Source organism: Henriciella sp., from assembly GCF_029936995.1.
Taxonomy (GTDB): Bacteria; Pseudomonadota; Alphaproteobacteria; order Caulobacterales; family Hyphomonadaceae; genus Henriciella.
The window spans coordinates 36,814-63,160 of sequence record NZ_JAPYRE010000002.1; the positions used below are offsets into that span (position 1 = coordinate 36,814).

At 57.5% G+C, this 26,347-nt stretch carries 18 protein-coding genes; 10 read left to right on the forward strand and 8 right to left on the reverse strand.

Annotated features, from left to right (window positions below; translation table 11 throughout):
* Positions 1-8 precede the first annotated feature (8 nt).
* Positions 9-3,134 (reverse strand): bifunctional proline dehydrogenase/L-glutamate gamma-semialdehyde dehydrogenase PutA, encoded by a 3,126-nt coding sequence (putA, locus tag Q1K31_RS04340; RefSeq protein ID WP_300377115.1) that lies wholly within the window; start codon positions 3,132-3,134, stop codon positions 9-11.
* Positions 3,135-3,269: 135 nt separating this feature from the next.
* On the opposite strand from putA, the gene Q1K31_RS04345 reads away from it, so the two are divergent.
* A complete protein-coding gene (locus tag Q1K31_RS04345; RefSeq protein WP_300377117.1) occupies positions 3,270-4,379 on the forward strand; it encodes a glycosyltransferase family 1 protein in 1,110 nt (369 codons plus the stop codon).
* 85 nt (positions 4,380-4,464) lie between these two features.
* Here the strand turns inward: Q1K31_RS04345 and Q1K31_RS04350 are convergent, their stop codons facing one another.
* Both Q1K31_RS04350 and murI read right to left on the reverse strand, forming a co-directional pair.
* Positions 4,465-5,556: a substrate-binding domain-containing protein gene (locus tag Q1K31_RS04350; protein ID WP_300377119.1), complete on the reverse strand. Its 1,092-nt coding sequence runs from the start codon at positions 5,554-5,556 to the stop codon at positions 4,465-4,467.
* 53 nt (positions 5,557-5,609) lie between these two features.
* Entirely contained in the window at positions 5,610-6,494 is an 885-nt protein-coding gene (gene murI / locus Q1K31_RS04355) for a glutamate racemase (protein WP_300377121.1), read from the reverse strand.
* Positions 6,495-6,602: 108 nt separating this feature from the next.
* Here murI and Q1K31_RS04360 point away from each other — a divergent pair, with 108 nt between their 5' ends.
* A complete protein-coding gene (locus Q1K31_RS04360) occupies positions 6,603-7,331 on the forward strand; it encodes a hypothetical protein (RefSeq protein ID WP_300377122.1) in 729 nt (242 codons plus the stop codon).
* A 30-nt stretch (positions 7,332-7,361) separates the two neighbouring features.
* Here Q1K31_RS04360 and Q1K31_RS04365 read toward each other — a convergent pair whose 3' ends face one another.
* The 4 genes from Q1K31_RS04365 to Q1K31_RS04380 form a co-directional block, all read right to left on the reverse strand.
* Complete coding sequence (locus Q1K31_RS04365; RefSeq protein WP_300377124.1) at positions 7,362-8,777, reverse strand: dihydrolipoyl dehydrogenase; 1,416 nt, start codon at positions 8,775-8,777, stop codon at positions 7,362-7,364.
* Positions 8,778-8,846: 69 nt separating this feature from the next.
* Entirely contained in the window at positions 8,847-9,689 is an 843-nt protein-coding gene (gene aguB / locus Q1K31_RS04370; protein ID WP_300377126.1) for an N-carbamoylputrescine amidase, read from the reverse strand.
* On the reverse strand, positions 9,686-10,687 hold the full coding sequence (locus tag Q1K31_RS04375; protein ID WP_300377128.1) for an agmatine deiminase family protein: 1,002 nt from the start codon (positions 10,685-10,687) through the stop codon (positions 9,686-9,688). Before Q1K31_RS04375 ends, aguB begins: the two co-directional genes overlap by 4 nt.
* Positions 10,688-10,778: 91 nt before the next feature.
* The gene (locus Q1K31_RS04380) at positions 10,779-13,799 is read right to left on the reverse strand and encodes a TonB-dependent receptor (RefSeq protein WP_300377130.1); all 3,021 of its coding nucleotides are present in this window, start codon (positions 13,797-13,799) and stop codon (positions 10,779-10,781) included.
* A 276-nt stretch (positions 13,800-14,075) separates the two neighbouring features.
* Here Q1K31_RS04380 and Q1K31_RS04385 point away from each other — a divergent pair, with 276 nt between their 5' ends.
* The 8 genes from Q1K31_RS04385 (at position 14,076) to clpB (ending at position 24,223) form a co-directional block, all read left to right on the forward strand.
* Entirely contained in the window at positions 14,076-15,731 is a 1,656-nt protein-coding gene (locus Q1K31_RS04385; RefSeq protein WP_300377132.1) for a glycosyltransferase family 39 protein, read from the forward strand.
* Between the two features lie 49 nt (positions 15,732-15,780).
* Positions 15,781-18,522 carry a helicase-related protein gene (locus Q1K31_RS04390; protein ID WP_300377134.1) on the forward strand — a complete coding sequence of 914 codons (2,742 nt, stop codon included), beginning with the start codon at positions 15,781-15,783 and terminating at the stop codon, positions 18,520-18,522.
* On the forward strand, positions 18,519-18,812 hold the full coding sequence (locus Q1K31_RS04395) for a S4 domain-containing protein (protein WP_300378255.1): 294 nt from the start codon (positions 18,519-18,521) through the stop codon (positions 18,810-18,812). Before Q1K31_RS04390 ends, Q1K31_RS04395 begins: the two co-directional genes overlap by 4 nt.
* On the forward strand, positions 18,813-19,253 hold the full coding sequence (locus Q1K31_RS04400; protein WP_300377136.1) for a TerB family tellurite resistance protein: 441 nt from the start codon (positions 18,813-18,815) through the stop codon (positions 19,251-19,253).
* Between the two features lie 68 nt (positions 19,254-19,321).
* Positions 19,322-19,663: a ferredoxin FdxA gene (gene fdxA, locus Q1K31_RS04405; RefSeq protein WP_300377137.1), complete on the forward strand. Its 342-nt coding sequence runs from the start codon at positions 19,322-19,324 to the stop codon at positions 19,661-19,663.
* Positions 19,664-19,819: 156 nt separating this feature from the next.
* A complete protein-coding gene (locus tag Q1K31_RS04410) occupies positions 19,820-20,347 on the forward strand; it encodes a CarD family transcriptional regulator (protein WP_300377139.1) in 528 nt (175 codons plus the stop codon).
* Positions 20,348-20,518: 171 nt separating this feature from the next.
* Positions 20,519-21,403, forward strand: a complete 885-nt coding sequence (locus Q1K31_RS04415) for an RNA polymerase factor sigma-32 (RefSeq protein WP_300377141.1) — start codon at positions 20,519-20,521, stop codon at positions 21,401-21,403.
* Positions 21,404-21,595: 192 nt separating this feature from the next.
* On the forward strand, positions 21,596-24,223 hold the full coding sequence (gene clpB, locus Q1K31_RS04420; protein WP_300377143.1) for an ATP-dependent chaperone ClpB: 2,628 nt from the start codon (positions 21,596-21,598) through the stop codon (positions 24,221-24,223).
* A gap of 35 nt (positions 24,224-24,258) precedes the next feature.
* On the opposite strand, the gene Q1K31_RS04425 is transcribed toward clpB, so the two are convergent.
* Positions 24,259-26,223 (reverse strand): prolyl oligopeptidase family serine peptidase, encoded by a 1,965-nt coding sequence (locus tag Q1K31_RS04425; RefSeq protein ID WP_300377145.1) that lies wholly within the window; start codon positions 26,221-26,223, stop codon positions 24,259-24,261.
* Positions 26,224-26,347 lie beyond the last annotated feature (124 nt).

Sequence of the window (26,347 nt, forward strand, 5' to 3'; positions counted from 1 at the left end):
GGAAAGCTTTATAGACTCAAAAGCTCAGGATCACCACCTTGGGCTGTAATATCCACGGTGACGACACGCTCGGATCCAAAGCGCAGCATGTAGTGGGGCCCGCCCGCCTTTGGTCCAGTGCCGGATAACCCCTCTCCGCCAAAGGGTTGAACGCCAACAACAGCCCCCGTCATTGTCCGGTTCACATACGTATTGCCAGCATGAACCGCCTTGCGGACCTTGCGAGCAAAACTGTCGAGCCGTGAATGCACACCCAGGGTCAGGCCATAGCCCTTGGCCTCCAGCGCCGCACCGACTTCCGAGATATTATCCGGGTCATAACGCAGGACATGCAGGACCGGCCCAAAGGTCTCCCTGTCGATCTGGTCGATCGAATCGAGCTCGATAATTGCCGGGCCAAAGAAGTGTCCGCCCTCCGGCGCGTCCAGTTGCTTGATAAGCTTGCCTTCTCGCCTCATGCGCGTGAGGTAATCCGTAAGCATGGCGTGCGCTTCACTGTCGATGACAGGACCAACATCGGTATTTGCCTCGCCCGGGTGCCCGAGCTTCAGCTGGTCCATTGCGCCGCAAAGCCCTTCGATCAGGAAATCAGCCGTATCATGCGGAAGAAAGAGCACGCGCAGCGCCGAACAGCGCTGCCCGGCGGAGCCAAAAGCGGAGACGAGCACATCATCGATCACCTGTTCGCGAAGCGCCGTCGTATCCACGAACATACCGTTGAGCCCGCCTGTCTCGGCAATCAGCGGGATAATCGGGCCTTCGCGGTCAGCCAGGGTCTTGTTGATAAGTCGGGCCGTATCTGTGCCCCCGGTAAAGCAAACCCCTCCGGTTCGGCGGTCCTTGGTCAGCATTGCGCCAACGGTCTCGCCACGCCCTGGCAACAGGTGCAATGCGTCTCCCGGAAGTCCTGCCGCCTGGAAAAGACGCACAGCTTCATAAGCGATCAGGGGCGTCTGCTCCGCGGGTTTTGCAATGACTGTATTGCCCGCTCCAAGGGCCGCTGTGATCTGGCCCGTAAAAATGGCAAGCGGGAAGTTCCAGGGCGAGATGCAGGCGAAGACGCCCCGACCGTGCAGTGAGATATGATTGGTCTCACCGGCCGGGCCAGGCAGGCGCGTCTGCCCTTCAAATTTCTCTTCGGCCTGGATGGCATAGTAACGACAGAAGTCGACAGCCTCGCGGACCTCGGCAATGCCGTCACTGAAGGTCTTGCCGCCTTCCTGCGCCATCAAGGCACAAAGCCGGTCCATATTCGATTCGAGTGCGTCGCCCATTGCTGTCAGGATACCAGCACGCTTTGCACCGCCCAGCTTATCCCATTCCGGCTGGAAGGCGGTCGCCGCATCAAGCGCGGCATCGACATCGGCTTCACTCGCCTCCAGCACGGTCCCGAGCGTTCGCGACAAGTCAAAGGGAGGTGAGACAGGCTCGCCGCCTTCCGTCTTCGGCGCACCGGAAATGATCGGGCCTGCTGCAAGCGATGGGCCGCTTTCGATCTTGGTAACGTTCTGCTCCAGCACCTCGCGCTCGCTTGTCTGGGAAAGGTCTACACCGAGCGAATTCTTCCGCATCGGCCCATAGAGACGCGGTGGCGTCGGGATACGTGGGTGGCGGCGGGGGCCGGCTTCAACCTTGGCAATAGGGTCATCCACCACCTTCTCGACCGGCACATCCGGATCGAGGAAAGAATGCACGAAGCTCGTATTCGCCCCGTTCTCCAGCAAGCGGCGCACGAGGTATGGCAACAGGTCCTTGTGCGCGCCTACAGGGGCGTAAACGCGAACTTTTCCAGCCTTTTCCGCGGCCCGATAGAGCGGGTCGCCCATGCCATGCAGGCGCTGGAACTCATAATTCGTGATGCCTTCGGCTTCCGCCATCATCAGGATCGCAGCTAGGGAGTGTGCATTGTGCGTCGCAAACTGGGGATAAAGACGCGGGCTCGCCTGGATAAGTGCATGTGCGCACGAAAGATAGTTCACGTCCGTGCCCGGCTTGGTGGTGAACACAGGGAAGTTGACCATGCCATCTTCATGGGCGTGCTTGATCTCGGTATCCCAGTAAGCCCCCTTTACCAGACGCACCATAAGGCGCCTTCCGGTTTCGCCTGAAAGTTGTGCCAGACGCTCAATCACCTTGTGCGCCCGCTTCTGGTAGGCTTGGACAGCTAGCCCCAGACCGGACCAGTCCTTCAGCGCAGGCTCTCGTACCAGCCGCTCGAGTATCTTCAGGGATATGACAAGCCGATCGGCTTCTTCCGCATCTATACAGAGGTTAATGTTGTGCCGGGCAGCTTCTTCTGTCAGCGCGAGCAGACGCGGATAGAGCTCGTCCATCACACGGGCTTCATTGATCGCCTCATACCTCGGATGCAGGGCGGACAGCTTGACCGAAATACCATTCTTGTCTTCAGGGGCGAAGGATGGATCACCATCAGCACCAACATCCTTGATCGCGTCCATATACGACTTGAAATAGCGCTCCGCATCGTCATCCGTACGGGCACCCTCGCCCAGCATGTCGAAGCTGAAATTGGCCGCCTCACCCGCCTTTATCATGCGCCGGCCACGCTTCAGCGCTTCCTTGGCCGTACGTCCGAGCACAAACTGCTCACCCATGATTCGCATCGCCTGAAGCATCGCGGTGCGGATCACAGGCTCGCCGCTTTCACGGATGAGATTATGCAGAAAGGTATTAGGGCCTTTTTTCGCATCTTCCGGCGGGCCGATCACACGCCCGGTCAGCATCAGCCCCCAGGTTGAAGCATTGACGAGCCAGCTGTCTGACTGGCCAGAATGCGCGCCCCAGTCACCGGAACGGATTTTCTCTGCAATCAGCTCATCGCGAGTATCGGCATCCGGCACGCGAAGCAGGGCCTCTGCCAGGCACATAAGGGCCAGGCCCTCAGCGTTCGACAGGCCAAACTCCTCAAGGAAACTCTCCATCATCCCCTTCGGACGTCCGGCCGCGCGAGCGGCCTGCACAAGCTCACGCCCGCGCCTGACAGCCGCAGTGCGCGCACGCTGATCCAGCGGCAGAGCCTGTAAAATATCCGCGACGAGGGCTTCTTCGTCGGCAAATTTCTGTTCATCGAGCTCGTCCCATCCGGTGTGGGAGAGCGTTGCAATATCTGACATGTCTAAACTCCTTCCGGGACCCTGCTGCAACATCGTTCCATTTACAACTGTCCAGCGGGTTTACGCCTGCTTGAATGCGCCTAAAAGTGTCGCCACAAGGCCTGTAAAGAATCAGGTGCCGGTTCAGGAGATCGTATGCGTATCATGCTCATCACCGACGCGTGGGAACCCCAGGTCAACGGCGTCGTGCGGACCATGAAGCGTGTAATCGCCGAATGCGAGGCGATGGGGCATGAGTGGGAGGTGGTTTCTCCAGCTGATGGCTTTCTGACTGTGCCGCTGCCTACTTACAGTGAGATACGGCTTGCGCTGTTTGCCCGTCAGGCGATTACAGAACGTTTCGAGAGCTTTCAGCCCGATGCCGTCCACATTGCGACTGAAGGCACGCTCGGCCTCGCTGGCCGCGCCATGTGCCTTAAGGAGAAACACCCTTTTTCGACCTCCTATCACACGCGGTTTCCCGAATACGTGTCCGCACGCTTTCCGGTGCCAACGGCCTGGGGTTATGGCTTTGTACGCTGGTTCCACAAATACTCCGGCAAGGTCATGGTCGCCACGCCATCCATGCGCCGTGAGCTTGAAGCCCACGGCTTCAACAATGTCGTGTCCTGGACTCGCGGGGTCGATGTCGACATTTTTCATCCCTCGCGCCGCATTGAAGAGGGCGAAGCAGGCGATCCGTTCGAAGGTCTGCCACGCCCGATCTTCCTGAATGTGGGACGGGTCGCGGTTGAGAAGAACATCGAAGCATTTCTCAAGTTGGACCTGCCAGGCACCAAAGTCGTCGTGGGCGAAGGGCCACAATATCTCGAACTCAAGAAAAAATATCCGGATGTTAAGTTTCTTGGGGCCCGGTTTGATGAAGACCTCGCGAACTGTTTTGCCAGCGCCGATGTGTTCTGTTTCCCAAGCCTGACCGATACATTTGGCCTTGTAATTCTTGAAGCGATGGCGAGCGGCACCCCGGTTGCTGCTTTCAATGCGCCAGGGCCACGCGATATCATTCCTGGCTCGGATGCAGGGGTAATCGGGGAGGATCTTGCACAGGCCTGCCTGGACTGTCTTCCTCTCAGCCGTGAGACGACACGCACCTATTCGGAAGGGTATAGCTGGCGGGTCTGTGCCGAAGCCTTCATCGAAAATCTCGACCCCCTGCCCGTGCCGGAACGCAAGCGCTTCTGGCAGAAAATCCGCCTGCGCCGGCGCAGGAAGAAACCTCCGATCGACCCACCAACAGGCAAGTAAAACCCTGCGTAAGTAATTTTCATAAGGCCCAAAAGAGGCCGGGACGCCCTAAAAGGCGCCCCGCTGACGCACCTACCAATACAGCCTAGCTTTCTGCGCCCATTGGCACGAGTGCCAATGCGTGTTCACGCTCAGCTTCTCGATCTTCTTCCGAAAGCGGGATCAGCCCTTTTTCCACCAGGTAGCCCGTCGGCCCCCACGCATCCTCCTGCGTGAATTCGCTGACATAGCCCTCAATGCCTGACACCAGCGGCACATTCTGCTTCTTCACATAGAAGAACATGGACCGTGATATGCCATACTCACCGCTGGCAATATTGGAGAAAGTCGGCGCTATGCCACCAACATGTGCCCCCTTCAGCCTGTCCAGGTTCTGCTCCAGAAAGGAGTAACCCATGATGCCGATACTGTCCGAGTTCTTCATCAGAGTCTGGACAATGGCAGTGTCGTTTTCACCAGAGTCGATCCATTTGCCATCATTCCGGATCGTGGTTGCCTTCTTGCCAAAAAGGTCCTTGTCCTCTTCTTTCAGGGCCGCCAGTTCAGCAACCTCTTCTGCACCACTTTCGAGGGCAAGCTCTGCGAACGCATCGCGGGTCCCGGATGTCGGAGGCGGGCCAGAAACAAGGATCGGCATGTCTGGAAGATGATCGGCGACGTCATTCCACGTCTCGTTCGGGTTTTCCTGCCATCCGCCATTGCCATCCGGCAGCTCGGCAGCAAGGGCACGGAAAATTTCTTCCTTCGTAAGATCAAGTACCGGGGCTCCCTTCGCATTGGCGAGCACAATCCCGTCAAACCCGATCTTTACCTCGACCAGTTCCGTCACGCCACCTTTGCGGCAAAGCTCTATTTCGGACTCTTTTACGCGCCGCGACGCATTTGAAATGGATGGATGGTCCGGCCCTATGCCGTTGCAGAAAGCCTTGAAGCCACCGCCGGTGCCTGTTGTCTCTACGATGGGAGTCGGAAACTCTGAAATGGCGCCAAACTGTTCCGCCACCGTGGTAGAAAATGGCGCAACGGTAGAAGAGCCGACAATCTTGATACGCTCATCCGGAGAGGCAGCAAACACCGGCGCACTTCCGCTGCTGACATCAATCTCTGACAAATCGGTCTCGGGCGAACAGGCAGCGACCAGAACTGCCAGACCGAACATTGCGCATAGTGTACGCATTTTCGCGACTCTCCTGCTTACTTCCATGTCCGATTATCGAAGTTTTGTGACAGTCAGATGTGCCCTCTCAAGCTTTCTTCACCTGCACTGCCATCGATCACGATAATATCGTTAAATCCAAAGCGTCGGCTCACCTTGATAAGCCGCGCGCTTCCAGCTGGCTCTCCACTCAGGAAAACGCGGCCGGAAGAACGTTTATTCGGAGAGAAACTGCCCGACTGTCGCGACAGGATTCGCAATGTCTGTCGTGCGATGGCACCACCTGAATCGATATAACGCACAGGATACGGAGCAGCAGCAGCAAGCTGCTCCCGCACCAGCGGGAAATGCGTACAAGCAAGTACAATGATGTCGAGGTCAGCTGCCCCTTCTGCCTCGAATAGCGGTCTTTGCGCCGCAGCAAATCCCGCAGCATCATATGGTTCTCCGGCTGCATAGGCCTCCGCCAGGCGAACCAGCTCAATGCTGCCATGGAGGATCACCGTTATATCGCGCGCAAACTCACTTATCAGGTCTGCGGTATACTGGCGGCGGATCGTTCCGGGCGTTGCCAGAAGCCCTATCGTACCTGTCCGGCTTTCCAGCGCGGCCGGCTTGATCGCTGGCACCGTGCCCACAACCGGAATAGACAACCGGGCACGTACTTCATCGAGCGCCAGCGTGCTTGCAGTATTGCAGGCGATCACGAAAACATCGGGGCATGCTTCTGCAACGAGGCGCTCTGCGATGTCAGGCAGGCGTGCGCGCAGTGCTTCGTCAGACTTGTCTCCATAAGGAAAAAAACCGGTATCTGCAGCATAGTCCACGGCGACATTCGGAGCTCGCGCCATAAGCTCCTGGGCGACGGTTAACCCACCCATCCCGGAATCGAAGACGAGGACACGGCCTGCCTCCGGAATAGGCACAATTTGGCTAGACAGGATTTTTTCGTTCGCCATGGCTCGCCTGTTTCGTTGTCAGCATAAAGTGCTTCGTTATTGGCGTTAATATGACGTGCACGCACTTGGAGTGCCTTGGTTCGTGTCCCAAGGATTCGTCTCGGGCGGATGGTGTATCTTTCAAGAGAAACCGGTCCCATATTCATTTTTCTTGCTAAGGCACCTAACGAGAGCTATGCTGCACCGCAACATTGCTGCGAAGGATCGCTTCCCATGAAGACTGCTGAAGCACACATGAGCCCGATGTCCCTCTTCACCGCATCGGTTGCTGCCTGGAGTGATTTCGGTCGCAGCGCCGGGGAAGCCTGGATAGAAACCATGCTTTCACTGAAGCCCGACATGAGCAGGAGCGGGCCTGAAGATTTCACACGCGATCTTTTTCGCAGACTTTCTGATCTCAATCTCCAGCACTGGGAAAATACGGCCAAGGTTATTGAATCCATGCCAGAATGGATGCGCTGGCCTCAGACCGTACCGGGCGGCATGATGACGGATTGGTTTGACCAGATGCGGCGCAACGGGCCTGCTGCAAGCTTCGCCGCGTTGCTTGATATGGCAAATGGTCTGGATAGCAGCCCTATGGACACCATGCGCCGTCCATCGGCTATCGACGCGCCGGAAGGCCCGGCTGACGACCTTACCCTGATTAAAGGCATCGGCCCAAAGTTGTCACAGACGCTCAACGAGCTCGGCATCTATCACTTCCATCAGATCTCGGCCTGGGAAGAACCAGAAGCCATGTGGATCGACGATTTCCTCGCCTTCAAAGGGCGAGTTACCCGCGAGCAGTGGATAGAACAGGCCCAGAAATTAGCTTCAGCCAGCATGCTCCACTAATCCGGCATCCAGCGCCGCCCTCAAGCGGCACTAGCTGTCTCCAGGCAGGAAACCATCATCGCGCTCACGCGACTTTGCTGATCCAGCCTTCTTGCAGATTTCCTGCAGCGCCGGTTTCAGACCCTCTTCAAATGTCGGGTGATAGAATGGCATGTCGAGCAGCTCACTTGCTGTGACGCCCTTCTGTATGAACCAGCCGATCAGATGTGCCAGGTGTTCAGCCCGAGGCGCCACCATGCGTGCCCCGACCAGCCGGCCATCCCTGCCATCTGCATGGATTTCGCATATCCCTCTGTTCGTATTATGCACCTTAGCACGACCCTGGTCAGAATAATCTGCCGTGCCTGTAATTTTCCCGCCACCTTCGTCAGGGTCTCCAAGTATGGCCATAGCAGGATCAGTAAACATGATCTGCATGGTGGTCTTGCGGTTCATACCCTCAACCCGTGGCCAATTGGCGGCATTACAACCGGCAATCGTGCCCTCGGCGGAAGCTTCATGCAGCACCGGCATGTCATGATTGGCGTCGCCCGCGATGAATATGGGGGCGGAACCACACTGCAAGCTTTCCGGATCAAAGCACGGCGTACCATGCTCATCGAGATCCAGCCCGGTTGCTTCGAGGTTCAGCGGCTGAAGTTTTGGCGCGCGTCCTGCAGAAACCAGTAAACGGTCGAACTCACGTGAACCGTTATTGTCTCCCCACCATTGCAGGCTTATGCCCTCGGGACCACGTTCAGCCTTCGTCTTCACCCCGAAATGGATCGGGAATTCAAGCGATAGCGCCTCGCGCAATGACGCTTCAATCCGCCCACCCGGAAGACCGGCAAGCGTATTGCCACGGTCAAAAACCTCAATGTCGACGCCGAGCCGGGCGAGCGCCTGCGCCATCTCCAGCCCCAGCGGCCCAGCTCCTATAATCCCGACAGAGCCGGGAAGGCTTTCAAGTTCAAAAAGATTCTCATTTGTGAGGAGAAGGTCTTTGAACTGTTGAAACGCGCCCGGGATGTGCGGCTCTGCACCCGTGGCGATAACGATTGCTTTTGCCCTCAGAGTGCGCGCTTCATCAAGAAGGAGTTCCAACGGACCAGTGAAACGCGCCCTGGCTTCAATGCAAACGCCTTCAGGCAAGGCGTCAAAAGCCTTCTTGGTGGCACTGACAAACTTGTCCCGCTCGGTTCTAAGCCTGTTCAACACGGCCGCCCCATCGATCTCAGGATCAGGGAGCCTTATTCCGAACGGCTCTGCTTGACGGGCAGAATGCGCAACTTCGCCAGCAGCGATCAATAATTTTGAGGGCATACAGCCAACGGTCGCGCATGTTGTGCCAGCGAAAGCTTCGTCAATCAGCTTTGTACGCGCGCCTTTAGCACGGGCATGACGTTCTGCCGCCAGACCAGCTGTTCCCGCACCGATAATTGCGACATCTGTCTCGATATCTGCCACGCCTTACCCACTCGTTCATTCCAGAAAAAGCGGCTCAAGTGGCAGACGGTTCCCGGCAAACTTTTCCCGTCAGCCAAGCACATCGTAAAGGTCTGTGCGACGATCGCGGAAAAAGCCCCAGGCGGCGCGGTGACGGTCAATGAAATCGAGATCGAATTCTGCGGCGATCACGCCTTCTTCATTGCGACCAAGCTCGGAGACAATTTCGCCGGCATGATCGGCAATAAAGCTCGTCCCATAGAAGATCTGACCGTCTTCATCGCCTGTGCGATTGGCGGCAACGACAGGGATAACATTAGAGACCGCGTGGCCCTGCATGGCCCGACGCCAGCGGGCTGCTGTATCGAGGTCGGCATCATGTGGTTCGGAGCCGATGGCCGTTGGGTAGAACAGGATATCCGCGCCCATCAGGGTCATTGCCCTGGCGGCTTCCGGGAACCACTGGTCCCAGCAGATACCTACCCCAATTCGGCCTTTCATCGTCTCCCAGACGCGAAAACCAGTATTACCCGGGCGGAAGTAGAACTTCTCCATATAGCCCGGCCCATCTGGAATGTGGCTCTTGCGGTAAACACCGAGCGGCGTTCCATCAGCATCAATGATGACAATAGAATTGTAATATTCCGGCCCATCCTTCTCATAAATGGAAACCGGAATCACAACGCCGAGCTCTTTCGCAAGAACAGAAAGCTGCTCGACGGCAGGATGCTCCGCCCACGGATAGGCTGTGGCAAAGTATTTTTCGTCCTGCACCTTGCAGAAATAATGATCACAAAAGAGCTCCGGCGGCAGAATTATATCAGCGCCTTTTCCAGCAGCTTCGCGCACCAGCCCGCATACCTTGTCGATATTGGCCTGCATGTCCTGACTGAACGTGGCCTGCAAACCCGAAACTTTCAGCATACGGCTCATTTTGCACCTCCAGTTATTGCCGGCACTTGCTGGCTCATGCAGTGAAAGCTCCCTCCGCCAGCAAGTATGTGATTGGCAGGCAGAGAAATGATTTCATGCTGAGGCATAAGCGCCTGCAGCTCCGCCAGCGCACGTCGAGAATGTTCGCCTTCATATACCGGCAGGATGACCCGGCCATTCGATATGAGGAAGTTCATGTGACTGGCCGGCACAGGCATTCCTTCTTCCTCGATGCGTCCTGGCGACGGAATAGTCGAAACCTGCAGTTCAGCCGCGCGTAAGGTGCCCTCGATTTCTCTCAGGACATCCGCATTCGGATCATCTGCTCCAGACGGGGTCTGGCAGACGACATGGCCCGGCGCTATGAACCTGGCAATGTTATCGACATGGCCGTCCGTGTGGTCGCCCTTGAGACCATCGCCAAGCCAGACTACGCGGTCGATATTGAACGCCTGCCTGAGAGCAGCTTCCGCCTTTTCCTCGCTCCAGCCAGAATTCCGGTTCGGGTTGAGCAGGCACTGACGTGTTGTAATCAGATTGCCCGCCCCGTCCTGCTCAATTGCGCCGCCCTCGAGAACAAAATCATGCCGCTTGAAAGGGCAACCTTCGAGACATGCGAGCGCTTCGGCTGTCTCGGTATCTCCTTCAAGCTCATACTTTCCGCCCCAGCCATTGAAATTGAAACCGAGAGCCGAGAGGCGGCCATCCTGCGCAACGAAAATCGGTCCGGTATCTCTCAGCCAGACGTCGCCCATGGGCGCCTCGTGCAATTCAGCATGTTGACCGACCGCCGCCTCAGCAGCGGATCGGGAATGGTCTGCGCCGATAACGAGTTTGACCTTCACCACTGGCGCGAGTGCTTTTGCGAGTGCGGCGATCTCGCGCTGGGCCCCCTCATAGTCATCAGCCCACGCCTCCTGGAGGTGCGGCCAGCCAAGCCAGACTGCTGATTGCTGCGTCCATTCGGGCAGCACGGAAGAGAAAGATGTCGCTGTCATTTCCGCGCGATCTGCCACATGCGCACACAAAGAGAAAGGGCGACCCGCTGTGGAGCCGCCCTTCCCGTTCAATCTTTTTTTCAGGCGAAGCCTAGAAGTCGTAGCGCACACCGACGCGAACCGAGTAACGCGATGCGTCACCGATACGGGCTTCCGGCTGGGCGCCCGGCGCGACACCACCCGGGAAGTCCGGCTGGCGCTGGATGCCCCACTCGTCATTCAGCAGGTTGGTGAAGTTATCGATCGTGACAAAGGCACTGGAGCGATGGTCGGCCAGGATACCCGGGAATTCCTGCTCCAGGGTCAGGTCAACCTTACCCCACCAGCTACCTTCCTGGGCATTGCGCGTGCCCGGCTGGAGCAGTTGCGTGTTCCCAAAGTCGACAAAGACATCACCATAGCAGCACTGCACACCAGCGATGGAGTACGGCTTGCCGGAGTTGGCGATACCAAGCGCTGAAAGCGTGGTGTTATAGTCACCGAAGAACGCCTTCTCATAGTTCACAAAGGCCGTAATGCGGTGCTCGGTGTTATAGTTCGATGTCGAGAGCACCTGCTCCTGAGGGTCAAAGAACTGGCGGTTGGTATAGTTCGAGAACGCCACCGAGCTGGTCATCGGCTGAACATCTTCAGCATCGTTGTAGGCATAGCCCAGCGTCCAGTCGAGGCCGAAGTCATACTGCTTGGCTACGGTGACAGACGCCGTCAGGGACTCGTTGCCGACCTTGGAATTGGTCAGAACGAATGCCGGTTCCCGGACACTGTCATAGATCGGGTAGCCGTTGGCATCTGTACCGGCTTGCTCAACGTCACCACGCAGGATGATCGCGGAATCCTGACCACGCGAGACGATAACATCCGACTTCACAATATACTCGCCACCGAGAATGCCTGGCGCCGCGACAGTCGGGATCCAGGTCATGCCCAGTGAGAACTTCCATTCCGACGGGATCACGAAGTCAGGGTCGAGATAGTTGATCTCGAAGTTGTCACCGACACCCTGTGCAACCGCATCGGCCAGCTCCTGCGGGACACAGTAGCCTGGGCCGCTCGGTACACCGTCTTCACACATGGTGTACTGGACACCCGGGTCGAAGAGCGAGCGTGTCCCGTCCGTATAGCCGAAGGAACGGCCACGCTGGCCAAACTGGAGGACGTTGTTCGCCGAATAGTTGTTCGACAGCCAGACATTCGGGTCACCACCGGAATAGAGGCCAACACCGCCCTGGAAGCTCAGCGTATCACTGTGGTCGTAGTTGAACGCGAAGCGTGGCTGGAAGAGATCCCGGCCGTCCAGCGTTTCGGAGTTCGAGAAGCCATAGTCAGCGACAAATTGCGGGTTCTCGACCGGCGCGTCATCCGTCTGCCAGAAGTCATAACGAGCACCGATCGTGAAGCTCAGCCGGTCGGTGACATCAATCTCGTCCTGCAGGTACAGGGTGTTGATGGCATAGCCCCAGTCGGCTGCGGCATCCTGCGGATTACCGGACGGTGCGTTGTTGTAATAGATCGCGTCAGCAAAACCGTTCTCGAAATTATCGATACCGTCAAAGCGGATTTCGGTTTCGCTGTGCTGAACGAACAGGTTGTAGATGTCGTACTCTTCACGCTCATAGCCGAATGTGAAGTTGTGAACGTCATACTCGTAGAAGCCCTTCAGCGCCATGTTGAAGATCGAGTATTCCAGAACGTTCGACTGGCGTGAGTCATCGCCACCCAGATAAACGTCGACATCGTCGGTAGCGACCCGGATTTCCCCGAAGTCCGTACCACCAACCGAATCCTGACGATTCTTCAGATCGACATAACCGACACGTAGTTCGGTGGAGAAGTTGTCGGTCCAGTCAGAGTAGAGGAAACCGACATACTGGTTCAGCTCTGATCCACGCTCGTAAAGGTGGTTGGCGAACTCGAACTCGCTGAGATCACCATCTGACTCAACGGTGTTGTAGCCATCGTTGTAGTTGTAGGTGAAAGCTGCACGGTGATCGTTATTGATGTTCCAGTCGAGCTTCACGAGAAGCTTCTCGTCTTCATTATCGAAACCGGACGGAATGCCACCCGGATCATACTGATAGACATCACGAGCGATCTGGGCGATCCGGTCAAGCTCTGCCTGTGTGATATTCACCTCATTGATCGCCCCGGAGCCCTGGGCACCACGGTCAAAAGTATTGACGCCCTCTAGCTTCTCGTAGGCAACCGAGAAGAACAGCTTGTCTTCAATGATCGGACCACCGACCTGGGCACCGTAACGCTTTTCCTCGAACGATGGCAGCGTGATGTTGTCGCCCTCAAGGCTGTCGCCCTGCAGATCATCGCTGGTGTAATCGTAGAAAACATTCCCGTGGAACTCGTTCGAGCCCGACTTGGTAACGGCATTGATGTTACAGGCCGTGAAGCCACCATATTGCACGTCGAAAGGTGCAAGCTCGACAGAAACCTGCTCGATCGCGTCATACGGGAAAGGCTGGCGCTCTGTGGGATAGCCGTTCGAATTCAGGCCAAAGCCGTCATTCAGGCGAACACCGTCAAGCGTGAGTGAGTTGAAACGCGGGTTTTTGCCGCCACACTGAATCGGGTTGATCTCGCCGCGGCTCTCGTCAACATAGACGCGAGGATCAATCCGCAGGACATCCGTGATGTTGCGATTGATTGTCGGGGCCTGCTCAAGTGTTTCGATGTTGAAGCTTGTCGACGGGCCGGTCGCGACCTGCGCGATAGCGCTGGAGCCAGTTACCACAACCGTTTCCATCGTGCGGTCGCCCTCGGAGAGCACGAAATCGACATCCGAGACATCACCGAGCGTCAGTGTCACGCCTGGAACTTCCTGGCTCTGGTAGTTTGTCGCCATGACGGAGACGTCATAGCTGCCGCCAACTGGCAGGTTACGCAGAACAAACTGACCGTTCGAAGACGTTGTCGTTGTACGGACAATGCCGGTTGCATCGTCACGCACGATCACATCGGCATTCGCTACAGGCGCGCCACTTTCGTCGATGACACTGCCACTAACGCCGGATGTAGTGACCTGTGCTTCGGCAGGTGCGACGATGGCTGCGCTCGCCATGATGGCGGCAGCAACGCCGGAATAAAGCTTCCAGTTGGACATGAAGAACCCCTCTTCGGTTGGACCGCTCCGGCACCAAACAAACACCACCAGAGCAATTGCCCGCGCCTCTATTCATCTCGCGCAACACTTTTGTGACAATCATGTTACTGTTCTGTGCACCGCAACAAACCGTCCGGAAGGCTTGCAAAAAAGCCACAGTTGAACGAGGAGGCTGGTCAAGGCCCCCTTGAAAGGCTAGCAGCGTAAACGATGGTAAACGGCATAAGTGATAACAAGTCGGCCGCACGTCTTACTGCGTTGATTTTGGGCTGCCTTTTGGCCATTCGTGTCGCGGGCATACTGTTAAGCCCGCTGGAACTATATGCCGACGAAGCACAGTACTGGCGCTGGGGCCAGACGCTGGACTGGGGATACTACTCCAAACCGCCCCTCATCGCGTGGGTAATCCACACAAGTACCAGTGTGTTTGGCGATTCGGCATGGGCTGTGCGTTTACCTGCACCCTTCCTGCACACGATCGCGGCTGGATGCCTGTTTCTGCTTGGACGCAGCATGGGCGGACCGCGCATCGGCTTCATGGCGGCGGTTGGCTACGCACTGATGCCCGCTGTCTTTCTGTCATCTACGGTTCTTTCCACCGACGGCGTGTTGATGCCGATCTGGGCGTTGGCCCTCTGGCTCCTCTGGCGCGTCCGCGAGGGTCGGGCAGCCTGGTTAGGCTATGCCGCACTTGGACTTGCTGTGGGGACAGGCTTCCTCGCCAAGTATGCGATGATCTATTTCACAATCGGCATTGGCCTGGCCATGCTGATTGACAAACCAATGCGTCAGAACCTCCTGTCTGCACGAGGCGCAGTAGCACTTGCTCTAGCTGGCTTGGTCATTGCCCCACATATTGCCTGGAATTTTGCCCATGACTTCAAGACAGTCGGTCATACTGTCGATAATGCCAATCTCGGCGGCGAACTCTTTAACCCCGGCAACGCGCTGAAATTCCTTGCCGACCAGATGGGCGTATTCGGCCCGATCAGCTTTCTAGGCCTGCTTGCCGGCATGATCTTCATGCGCCGCTCTGTAAGTGATGAACCGGCCCGGCGCGAGCACTGGCTGATCTGCTTCATCGCCCCTGTTCTGGTCATCATATTCGTACAATCCGTGCTGTCGCGTGCGCATGCGAACTGGGCCGCAACTGCCTATCCGGCAGCCTCTGTGTTGATCGCAATGATATTCCTCAGGGCCCGGCCCAACCGGCTGCTATGGATCGTCATAGCCGTACTCTCGGCATTCGGTTTCCTGCTGGCTCCCGACTTTACATTACTTGCCCGGCTCCTCACAGGCCTTGCGGTCGCTGCGGGTATTGGCGTCTTCGCCCTGATGTCACACTATAAACCAGAAGGTCTTTTCTGGGCCGGGCTGACCCTTCACGCCGTTCTCGGCCTCGTCATGACAGCCGCTGTCACTTTGCCCCAGATGCTCTCAGGACCGCTGGATCTCGACAATTCGCTCAAACGCACCCGTGGCTGGGATGCGATCTCCGACAAACTGGTGTCCTTTGTTGACGAGGCAGGCACCCCCAGCGCTGTCCTCGTGGACGAACGCGAAATATGGCACGGGCTGGACTTTTATCTAAAAGACCGTATCGACGCTCCCCTCATCTTGTGGCGCTATAATGAGGGCGCTTTCAGCTTTGCCGAACAGCGTCCGCTTACAGATGAGATCGACGGCGATGTTCTGGTCGCAAGCTACCGGCCAAACCGCCGCCCGGCGATCGCGGCAGACTTTGAAACTTTCGAGAGAGTCGGCGAAGTGAATGTCGATCTCGGCGAACGCGCAAATGGGTGCCCGCTCAACAGGCGCCTCGTCCTCTACAGAGCCGCTGGGTTTACCCCTCTGCCACGCACGCAGGCCTGGGTAGAACGCTACGAAGACCAGACCATGGATGCGCCGGAACCTTGCCCCGCCCGCGATTGAGCGCCAAGTTCTAGCAAGACGACCTTTCTAAAGCCGCAGTTGCAGGAACATGAGCAACCTCAAGGCCGTCCTCGGCCCAACCAATACAGGCAAGACCCACTACGCCATCGAACGGATGATGGGGCATAGCACGGGCATGATCGGCCTGCCGCTGCGCCTACTCGCGCGTGAGGTCTATGACCGTGTGGTCAAGGCCAAGGGAGAACAGGCGGTTGCCCTCATAACAGGTGAGGAACGGATTGAGCCGCCACGGGCGCGCTATTGGATATGTACAGTTGAATCCATGCCTGTGCACAAACGTGTCGAGTTCCTTGCCGTCGACGAAATCCAGCTCGCTGAAGACGAAGACCGTGGGCACGTTTTTACGGACCGCATTCTTAACGCCCGCGGCACGGCAGAAACGCTACTGCTCGGGGCCGAAACCATGCGCAGCGTGTTGAGGGACCTTGATCTCGACGTAGAGACGATGGCCCGGGAGCGCTTCTCTGAATTGCATTATTCAGGCCCCGCAAAGATCACCAAACTGCCCAAGCGCACGGCAATCGTCGCCTTCTCCATTGATCAGGTCTACGCGATAGGCGAGTTGCTCAAACGACAGAAGGGTGGCTCTGCAATCGTGATGGGCGCGCTTTCCCCGCGCACACGCAACGCACAGGTAGACCTCTATCAGTCCGGCGAGGTGGATTACCTGGTTGCCACTGATGCGATCGGTATGGGGCTCAATCTGGATGTCGACCGCATCGCCTTCGCTTCCCGTTCGAAATATGATGGCCGGCGACATCGCTGGCTCAGCAATGCCGAAGCCGGGCAGATTGCCGGGCGCGCAGGCCGCTTCCGCAGCGATGGTGAATTCGGTGAGACCGGCGACTGCCCTCCTTTTGAGCAGGAAGATGTCCGCGCCATTGAGGAGAACAGGTTCGAACAGGTCGGCGAAGTGCAATGGCGCAACTCCAGTCTCGACTATCGCTCCATCAAGACCTTGATCGCAAGTCTCGCCCGCCCGTCCGGGCATCCTGCCCTGCGCCAGTATCCACACGCTCTCGACGAATGGGTACTCAGGCGTATGGCTGAAGACGGTGATATCGGTCCCAATGTGCGCGGTGAGCGATATGTCCGCCGTTTGTGGGATCTCGCACGCCTACCGGATTTTCGTAAGACCGGACATGAAGGCCATGGCCGTCTCGTTCTCGGGCTCGCAGAAACACTTGCCGACCCTGACGCCCGGCTTGGCGATACGGCTATGCAGTTGAGACTCGAAAATCTGGAATCCAATGTTCCTGACATCGCCAGCCTTCAGCAGAGGCTTGCCATGATCCGAACATGGACCTATGCCGCCCACCGAGATGACTGGCTAGAAAATCCTGCCTATTGGCGGGAAAAGACCCGTGAAATCGAGGACAGATTGTCCGATGCCCTTCACGCGGCGCTGACATTGCGCTTTGTTGATCGTAGAACCACGGCCCTGCTCGCCGGCCTCAAAAGGGAAGACCTGCTCGTGACCGAACTGTCTGATAATGGCGAAGTGACCGTTGAGGGTCATGTCGTCGGCAAACTTGTAGGCCTGCAGTTTGAACCGGCCTCGACAGCAAAGACGCTTGAAGGCAAGGCCGTCCGGAGTGCGGCTGTCTCTGCGCTCGGACCGATCCTCGCACAACGTCTCGGCGAACTGGCCGATGCACCCGCAGAAGCCGTCAGCTTAAGTGATGCCGGCACGATCCTTTGGCAGGATGCGCCAGTCGCCCGGCTTGCGCCCGGCCCCGATTGGCTCAGCCCCAGGCTGGAGCTCATCGGTGCCGAAGATGCCGAAACCCACCGTAAGGACGCGGCGCTGAAGCACCTCGAAGAATGGCTGGCCGCAGAAGTATTGCGTGTATTGCCGACACACGCCCGGCTCAAATCAGGCGAGAGCGGCAAGGAACTGGAAGGCATGGCCCGCGGCCTGGCTTTCCGCTTGCTGGAAACAGGTGCGGCCATAGACCTTCGTGAAGAAAGCCCGCCACCTCATGTGACAAGAGAACAGCGAGAGGCCATGAAGGCTGCAGGCTTACGCTCAGGCCGCGTCGCTGCGCACATACCGGATTCGCAGAAGCCAGCCGCCCAGCGTCTGATCGCTATCCTGCAAGCCAGCCAGACTGGGGAAGCCCGCCGGGTCGCGCCTGAAGGTGCAGGCTCCTTTCCGCTTGATGGAGAGTGGCCCGAACGGGATCTGCACAGCCAGGGCTATCTACGCTTTGGCAAGCGTGCCGTCCGCGCTGACCTTGCTGAACGGCTAGGCTGGGAAATCTCCAAACGCCGCAAGGAGGCAGACAAGCCGGTTTTCGAACTCCCCGCCGAACTTGCCTCGGTTGTCTCCTGTCCCGGCGACGAATTTCCAGCAATCGTGAAAGGCTTCGGACTTGCGCCGGCCGAGAAAGACGAGGAAACGGGCGCTGTCACCAAGTGGCGCTATCTTGCCCGCCACCGTGGCGAGGGCGGTCCGCACAAGAACAAGCCAGCAGGCGGCAAGCCGCCAAAAGGCAAAGGCGGTAAAGCAAAAACCGGAGGTAAGCCTCAGAGCCGAGCATCCCATGCACGCCAACCGGACCCGGATAGTCCGTTTGCCGCATTGGCCAGCCTGCTCCCGCCGCCACCGCCCCCCAAACCAAAAAAGAAGAAAAAGAAAAAATCCGCGCAGAAGGCGGCTCCGCCCAGCCAACCTGAGGGCAGTGAACTGAAATCCGGGTCTGAACCCGACACCTCCCCGCCTGCCTCGCCTACGGATACACCTTCAAAACCGGAGTCGTCCTCATAAGCGAGGAGGTACGTCTCGATGTCTGGCTATGGCGGTCCAGGTTCTTCAAGACGCGCTCGATAGCCGCCAGTTATATAAGTTCCCGCGGTGTGCGTGTCACGCGCGCCGGTTCCACACGCAAGCAGAACAAGCCGGGCGCACGTATTGTACCCGGAGATATTGTAAGTCTGACACTTGGCTCACACATCATGGAACTGCGAGTTATATCTGCCGGGAAACGCCGCGGGCCAGCCACTGAGGCCCGGTCACTCTATGAACGCCTGGACGCTGGCAACGAAGGAGATGAGTAAATGCTGGAGGCATTGAAACGGTTTTTTTCGGGCCGCCCTGCGCCGGTTTCGCGAGAACTCGACCCGCAGGTCGCGGCAGCTGCGCTCCTGGTCGAAGCTGCATTGGTGGATGGTGTCTACGCCAATCTCGAGAGCGACCAGATCGCGGAAATCCTGATTGATAGCCTTGGACTTGAAGCTGAGCAGACCGACGAAGTTCTGCGGCAGGGCGAAGAGCTGGCTGAAAACTCCACAGGGGCTCACGAATTCACAACACATGTAAAAAAACTGCCCCTCCTTGAACGTGTCCGTGTCATTGAAGGACTTTACCTTGTCTCGCTGGCTGACGGGGCTGCCTGCAAGTTCGAGGACGCCTTTATTCGCCATGTCGCCAGTCTGCTGCACGTAGACGACATCCGACGTGCCCAGGCACGCCGTCGCGCTGAATCGCGCCATTCCTAGCAATTGACACAGCACCCCTAAGCGGCCAAATGCACCGCGGTAAACACAGGACAAAGCTCAGAAACGCCATGACCTATATCGTTGTAGACGCCTGCATCCGCTGCAAATACATGGATTGTGTCGAGGTTTGCCCGGTCGACTGCTTCTATGAAGGCGAGAATATGCTCGTCATCGATCCGGACGAGTGCATCGACTGTGGCGTCTGCGAGCCCGAATGCCCAGTTGAAGCCATCAAGCCCGATACCGAGGACGATCCCGATTCCAAGTGGCTAAAACTGAATACTGATTACGCCAAGGTGTGGCCAAATATTACCCGCATGAAAGAGCCGCCAGAGGATCGCGAAAAATTCGCTCAGGAAACCGGAAAACTCGAGAAATATTTCAGCGCGAGCCCCGGCACTGGTGATTGAACTCGGGTCATCGTCACGCGACGGTTGTGAAATAGTCGTTTTTCTGATACATATTGACGGTCAAACCGTTTGAGGGAGCCTGCACATAATCTCCGGATCGACGATTCATGTCACCGGAGGCGTGGAGGCTCTTGTTGTGTAGAAAGGCATGATTTCATGGCAAAACAGGCACAGGGTGATACCGCAGAGCTCACATTCGAGATCGGACAGTCCGTTGTCTATCCGGCACATGGTGTTGGAAGTGTAACAGGCATCGAGAAGCAGACCGTCGCGGGTATGTCACTTGAAGTGTATGTCGTTTCCTTCGATCAGGACAAGATGATCCTGCGTGTTCCCACCAACCGCGCCGAAGCCTCCGGTATGCGCGCGCTGGCCGGGTCCAAGCTTGTTGATGATGCCCTGAAGACCCTGGGCGGGAAAGCCCGCATCAAGCGGACCATGTGGTCTCGCCGCGCGCAAGAATACGAAGCCAAGATCAATTCCGGTGATCTCATCTCCATCGCAGAAGTCGTTCGCGACCTGCACCGGGGTGAAGACCAGCCGGAACAGTCCTATTCCGAGCGCCAGCTTTATGAAAGCGCCCTTGACCGTATGGCGCGTGAACTCGCTGCAGTCGAGAACACCGATCATGACACGGCCATGGATCGCCTGGCGAAGTCTCTCGCCAAGAAGAAGGCCGCCTGATCGGCCTCTTTTTTGACCGCTTCCAGAAGCACCAAGGCCCTGCCAGACCGGCAGGGCCTTTTTTTGTCCGCCTATTAAATAAGTGGTTTCCCATATTTTTGTGATCCACTGCGTCCGTCCTCCCGTAGCAAATAGCAATAAAGAACGATTTGCACGCGCAAGGAGGGATTGATGGCCACAACGATGACACCGGAGAATGCCGACAGGCAATTTGTCAGGCAGGCCATGAAGAAACCCATGCTCAGCCAGGAGCATGAAATGCACCTAGCTCTGCGCTGGCGTGATGAGGGTGATGAAGCCGCGCTCCATGAGCTGACAAGTGCTTACATGCGTCTTGTCATCTCAATGGCTTCGAAGTTTCGGCACTATGGCCTCGCCCTTTCAGACCTCGTGCAGGAAGGAAATGTCGGACTCATGCAGGCTGCCGCCCGTTTCGATCCAGCACGTGAAGTCCGTTTTTCCACTTATGCCTCTTGGTGGATCCGGTCCTCGATACAGGATTTTGTCCTGCGCAACTGGTCGATTGTTCGCACCGGCACGACAGCCGCGCAGAAGTCGCTCTTTTTCAACTTGAAGCGCCTGCGGGCCCGTATCGATGACACCGGCGAAGCCGTCATGACTCCCGGAAACCGGCAATGGATTGCCACACATCTTGGGGTGCGGGAACGTGACGTGGAAGCCATGGCATCACGCCTCTCGGCCTCCGACCGCTCCCTGAATGCACCACTGGCGACTGATAGCGAAGCTCAGTGGCAAGACCTTCTCGAGGACGAAAATGCGCTCACCGAGGATGCTGTCATGGAAACGCGCGACAGCGAGCGCCGCAAAGCCTGGATTGCGGAAGCTCTCAAGGCCCTGAACGACCGGGAAAATCTGATCATACGTGAGCGTCGTCTGACCGATGATTCAGTCACACTTGAAGTGCTGGGAAAACGTCTCGGCATATCCAAGGAACGGGTGCGCCAGATAGAGCACCAGGCACTCGGTAAACTCAGAAAGGCCCTGGTCTCTATTGTCGGTGAACCTGACGTTACAGGCCTCATTCCCTCCCAATAGGCTTGATACAATAAGCTGCCTCTAACTTTCATATCCAGCGCCGCAACGTATCTTGCGGCGCTTTCTATATGTACCCATATATTTTCCCAGAAATCGGCTGCTGCCAGGCAGGGCCGGTGAAAAGCCTGGGCGTGGCGCATTATCAATGGCCCGCCCTCAATATCGCAATCTGCCTTTAAAAGGGGATAAGACATGAATTTCGACACATATACGGAGCGTGCCAGGAGCGTACTTCAGTCCGCTCAAACCGCTGCTCTGGCGGCAGGACACCAATCCTTCCTGCCCGAACACATTCTGAAAGCCCTGCTTGAAGACCGCGACAGGTTGGCCGCCAATGTCATCCGCGCCGCTGGCGGAAATCCGGAACTGGTCCAGCAGAAGAATGATGACGCCCTTCGTGCCCAGCCGAGCGTCTCTGGCGGCGATGCCGGTCTTCGAATGGATCAGAAAACCGCCAGGCTGTTTGCCGATGCCGAAACGGCCGCAAGGAAAGCCGGTGACAGCTATGTCACGATCGAACGTATTCTGCTGGCCATGGCCGGCCTCTCGGGGTCGAAGGCTGCCGACGCGCTTAATGCAGGGGGCGCTGACCCATCCAGTCTCGAACACGCCGTAACGGAGTTACGTCAGGGCCGCACGGCTGATACCGAAAACGCTGAAGAGGGTTACGAAGCCCTCAAGAAGTATACCCGCGACCTGACAGCGGATGCGCGGGCGGGCAAGCTCGACCCTGTCATCGGACGGGATGAGGAAATTCGCCGGACTGTTCAGGTCCTGTCGCGGCGCTCAAAGAACAACCCTGTGCTGATCGGCGAACCCGGCGTCGGCAAGACGGCCATCGCCGAAGGACTCGCGCTGCGCATCATCAATGGCGACGTACCAGAAAGCCTGAAGGACAAGCGTCTGCTCGCCCTGGACATGGGGGCCCTGATCGCAGGTGCGAAATTCCGGGGTGAATTCGAGGAACGCCTCAAGGCGGTCATCAAGGAAATCGAGCAAGCCGAGGGCGGCGTCATCCTCTTCATCGACGAAATGCACACGCTCGTTGGCGCAGGCAAGACAGACGGAGCGATGGATGCGTCCAACCTCCTCAAGCCTGCCCTGGCACGCGGTGAGCTTCATTGCGTGGGCGCCACCACACTCGATGAATATCGTAAATACGTTGAGGGCGACGCCGCACTCGCCCGGCGCTTCATGGCTGTCTATGTCAATGAGCCCACCGTCGAGGACACTGTCTCAATCCTGCGCGGCCTGAAAGGCCGCTATGAGGCCCATCACGGCGTTCGCGTTTCGGATGCAGCCATTGTCTCAGCGGCCAGCCTCTCCAGTCGCTATATTACGGACCGCTTCCTGCCGGACAAGGCGATCGACCTGATGGATGAAGCTGCATCCCGCTTGCGGATGCAGGTTGACTCAAAGCCTGAAGCGCTTGACGAGATCGACCGCCGCCTCCTGCAGCTCAAGATCGAGGCTGAAGCGCTCAAGAAGGAGAAGGATCAGGCTTCCAGAGATCGTCTCGAAACAATTGAGGACCAGATTGACGAGTTGCAGGCTCAATCCGACGAACTGTCGACAGCCTGGGCTGCGGAGAAAGACAAGCTGAAAGGTGCTGCTTCAGCGAAGGAAGAGCTGGACCGCGCGAACGCCGAAATGGCCGAGGCCCAGCGGCGCGGCGACCTTTCACGCGCTTCAGAGCTCAAATACGCGGTGATTCCTGAACTCGAGGCCCGAATTTCTGCCGTTGAAAAGGCAGAATCTGAGGATAGCAATGAACCTGGTGGCCTCGTCTCCGAAGCTGTCCTGCCAGACCATGTCGCTGCTGTCGTCTCCAAGTGGACCGGTATTCCCGTCGACAAGATGATGGAAGGCGAACGCGAGAAGCTTCTCCGCATGGAAGACGAGCTTCGTCATCGCGTCGTTGGCCAGGATGAAGCCCTTGCGGCTGTCTCGAATGCCGTCCGCCGGGCACGCGCTGGTTTGCAGGACCCTCACCGTCCCGTCGGTTCCTTCCTGTTCATCGGCCCGACCGGCGTCGGCAAGACCGAGCTGACCAAGTCACTGGCGGATTTCATGTTTGACGATGACACCGCCGTCCTGCGGCTCGATATGTCGGAGTTTCAGGAGAAACACTCTGTGGCCCGCCTGATCGGCGCGCCGCCCGGCTATGTCGGATATGAGGAGGGCGGCGTGCTGACCGAGGCCGTGCGCCGCAGGCCCTATCAGGTCATCCTGTTCGATGAAGTCGAAAAAGCCCATCCGGACTTGTTCAATACCCTGCTTCAGGTTCTGGATGACGGACGCCTGACGGATGGTCATGGCCGTACGGTGGATTTCCGCAACACAATCATCATCATGACATCGAACCTCGGGGCGGATGCACTTGCGAGCGGCGATGCCGATGAGATCAGCGAGCCCCAGAGGGAAGCTGTCATGACGGCCGTTCGCAGTCACTTCCGGCCTGAGTTCATAAACCGGATTGATGAGATCGTCTTTTTCAAACGTCTTGGCCGTGCCGAGATCGACTATGTCGTGGATATCCAGATGGAACGGCTGTCGAAACTGCTGGCCGACCGGAAGATCACGGTAGAGCTTTCGGATGCTGCCCGGACCTGGCTTGCCGACCGAGGGTATGACCCGGTCTATGGCGCGCGCCCGCTCAAACGGGTGATCCAGAAGGAGCTTCAGGACCCGCTTGCACGGCTCGTGCTTGAAGGTCGCGTGCCCGACAGCAGCAAGGTCACGGTCGACGTTGAAGGCGACAGCCTCTCAATTAATGGCGTCCCGAATGATTTCGCCAAAGGCGCCGCCGCCTTGAACTGATCCTGCCGCAAGCGATCTATACGATCACCCGGCGCCTAACGCGCCGGGTGATTTTCATCCAGAAAAGCAAGCGTGCGCGTCAGGACCGTGTTTCGTGCATCCGATGTACGCAGATTGTGGTCTTCTGCCCCGAGACTGGCCGTTTCAAGCACAACCCGTCCGTCCAGGGCGCGCGCCATTTGCAGGCTCTGGTCTGCCGGGACAACGAGATCCTCTTCACCATAGATGAGCATGATGGGGATATCGTACTCTCCTGCCCGCTGGAGGGGTGATACGGTATTGCGCTCGACGTCACTGGAATAGCGGTTCGAGCCGATATAGCGCTCCCAGTATTCGTGTGTTTCACTATCCACCTCATATTGCGCAATAAGACGGAACGGATCACTCACACCATTGACGGAAGCGACACAGGCCGTACGCCCGGCATCCCGCAGGCCCATCATGAGCGCTGCATAGCCCCCATAGCTCGCCCCAATGACGCAGTACTGTCGGTCCTTCGCCAACCCCTGCTCAACCGCCCAGGCCCCCGTATCGACGATATCGTCGATCATCTTGCCGCCGAATTCGCCAAACCCGGCATTCCTGAAGGCCTGCCCGTATCCGGATGACCCGCGGAAGTTCGGCTGGAGGACAAGATAGCCCTCTGCCGCATAGGCCTGCGTCCACCAGTCATAACCCAGCCCGTCACGCTGTTCCGGGCCGCCATGCGGCATGATGATTGTAGGGAACGGCCCATCCGCCATGCTTTTGCCGGGCGGAAGTGTGGCGATGACCTCGACATCGAGACCATCACGCGTGGTGATATCCAGGCCAGTCACCGTGCCCGTCGGCTGGTTGACCATATGCGAAGCACTACTACCCACAGAGCCAAGCTGGCCAGATGTCCGGTCAAACACATAATGATCGGCCGGGCGGCCAGGTGACTGCGCACTGACAGCAATTTTTGTCTTGTCCCGGTTCCACGAAACCAGGCTCACGCGCTTGTCCGGCAGTGCAGTCTTCATCGCCTCATGGGCAGCCTTGAGTTGAGGATCGATGAAATATTGTACCGGCAAGCCGTCGAAATAATGAAAGCCCACAATTGAACGGGTATAACTGTCACGGATGCTGCTGGCCCGGCCAACTTCCTTGCCATCGAGAATGATGGGCTCCAACTCACCCGTTTGCCGGGACATATAGTAAAGCCCGTCCTTGTCTCCGATGTCATTGAACACCACGAGTTTGTCCGTTGCGGCATCGAGCCCATAGACATGAAATTCTGCCACACCAGTCGTATTGAAGGATTTGAGAACTCTGTCGCCGCTGCGCAATTCCGCCTGGTCGGTACGCTTGTCGGGATAGACCAGTCTAGCCACTTCATTGCCTTCGACATCGAACCAGACGCTCATGACCGCTGGCGGAAATGAATCACGACGCCTGGATTTTCCCGTCTTCAGGTTCGTCTTGAACGTGGTGAGGGTCCACGACGTACCGCCTTGATCGGGAATGACACTGCCAAGCGAAGACGAACTGCGCGCTGCATTAGCTGCCACTGTCATGATGAGCACATTCCTGTCGTCATCCGGCAAAACGGAGACAACACTCTGCGTATCGAGTGCGCCATACTCATCACGCAAGAGAAGCGACACCTCTCCAGACGAAAGTTCATAGGACAAGGCGCGCTGGAAGTCATATTCCTTCTGGCCGTTCCCTGTCTGAACAGACTCAAATTGCGAGACGTTGATGATGAGGTAGTCATTATTCGGCCAATACTGCCCCTGCAGGCGGTAATCGGCACTAATGGGAATGAACCGGCTTTCGCTCTTGCCCAGAAGATCGAAGATACAGACGGCTGGTGCGCCCTCGGGGGCACACTCGACGGCAAGGTACTGACCGGATGGTGAGAGGCTGGGCGCATCAAGCCCTGTTGCCCGCCCAAACATGTCCGGCGTATCGGCCGTCGCCGCCATTACGCTCAATGCCGCTGGCACCAGCAACCCAAGATATCTGACTACGCGCATGAAAACCCTCCGCCCTCTCTACTTTACGGATACAGGCTAGAGCTTCATTTTCAACCATGCCGGCTAAACACCACATCATGCAAATTTGCATGGGTGGGCTGCATTGGGCGGCCTTTAACTTTGC

Bases quoted from the DNA above. Each gene is read 5' to 3' on its own strand.
- aguB (WP_300377126.1), bottom strand. From the start codon at position 9,689: ATGAGCCGTATGCTGAAAGTTTCGGGTTTGCAGGCCACGTTCAGTCAG.
- Q1K31_RS04350 (WP_300377119.1), bottom strand. From the start codon at position 5,556: ATGCGTACACTATGCGCAATGTTCGGTCTGGCAGTTCTGGTCGCTGCC.
- Q1K31_RS04345 (WP_300377117.1), top strand. From the start codon at position 3,270: ATGCGTATCATGCTCATCACCGACGCGTGGGAACCCCAGGTCAACGGC.
- Q1K31_RS04380 (WP_300377130.1), bottom strand. From the start codon at position 13,799: ATGTCCAACTGGAAGCTTTATTCCGGCGTTGCTGCCGCCATCATGGCG.
- murI (WP_300377121.1), bottom strand. From the start codon at position 6,494: ATGGCGAACGAAAAAATCCTGTCTAGCCAAATTGTGCCTATTCCGGAG.
- Q1K31_RS04390 (WP_300377134.1), top strand. From the start codon at position 15,781: ATGAGCAACCTCAAGGCCGTCCTCGGCCCAACCAATACAGGCAAGACC.
- Q1K31_RS04410 (WP_300377139.1), top strand. From the start codon at position 19,820: ATGGCAAAACAGGCACAGGGTGATACCGCAGAGCTCACATTCGAGATC.
- Q1K31_RS04415 (WP_300377141.1), top strand. From the start codon at position 20,519: ATGGCCACAACGATGACACCGGAGAATGCCGACAGGCAATTTGTCAGG.
- clpB (WP_300377143.1), top strand. From the start codon at position 21,596: ATGAATTTCGACACATATACGGAGCGTGCCAGGAGCGTACTTCAGTCC.
- Q1K31_RS04375 (WP_300377128.1), bottom strand. From the start codon at position 10,687: ATGACAGCGACATCTTTCTCTTCCGTGCTGCCCGAATGGACGCAGCAA.
- putA (WP_300377115.1), bottom strand. From the start codon at position 3,134: ATGTCAGATATTGCAACGCTCTCCCACACCGGATGGGACGAGCTCGAT.
- Q1K31_RS04360 (WP_300377122.1), top strand. From the start codon at position 6,603: ATGGTGTATCTTTCAAGAGAAACCGGTCCCATATTCATTTTTCTTGCT.
- Q1K31_RS04400 (WP_300377136.1), top strand. From the start codon at position 18,813: ATGCTGGAGGCATTGAAACGGTTTTTTTCGGGCCGCCCTGCGCCGGTT.
- Q1K31_RS04425 (WP_300377145.1), bottom strand. From the start codon at position 26,223: ATGCGCGTAGTCAGATATCTTGGGTTGCTGGTGCCAGCGGCATTGAGC.
- fdxA (WP_300377137.1), top strand. From the start codon at position 19,322: ATGACCTATATCGTTGTAGACGCCTGCATCCGCTGCAAATACATGGAT.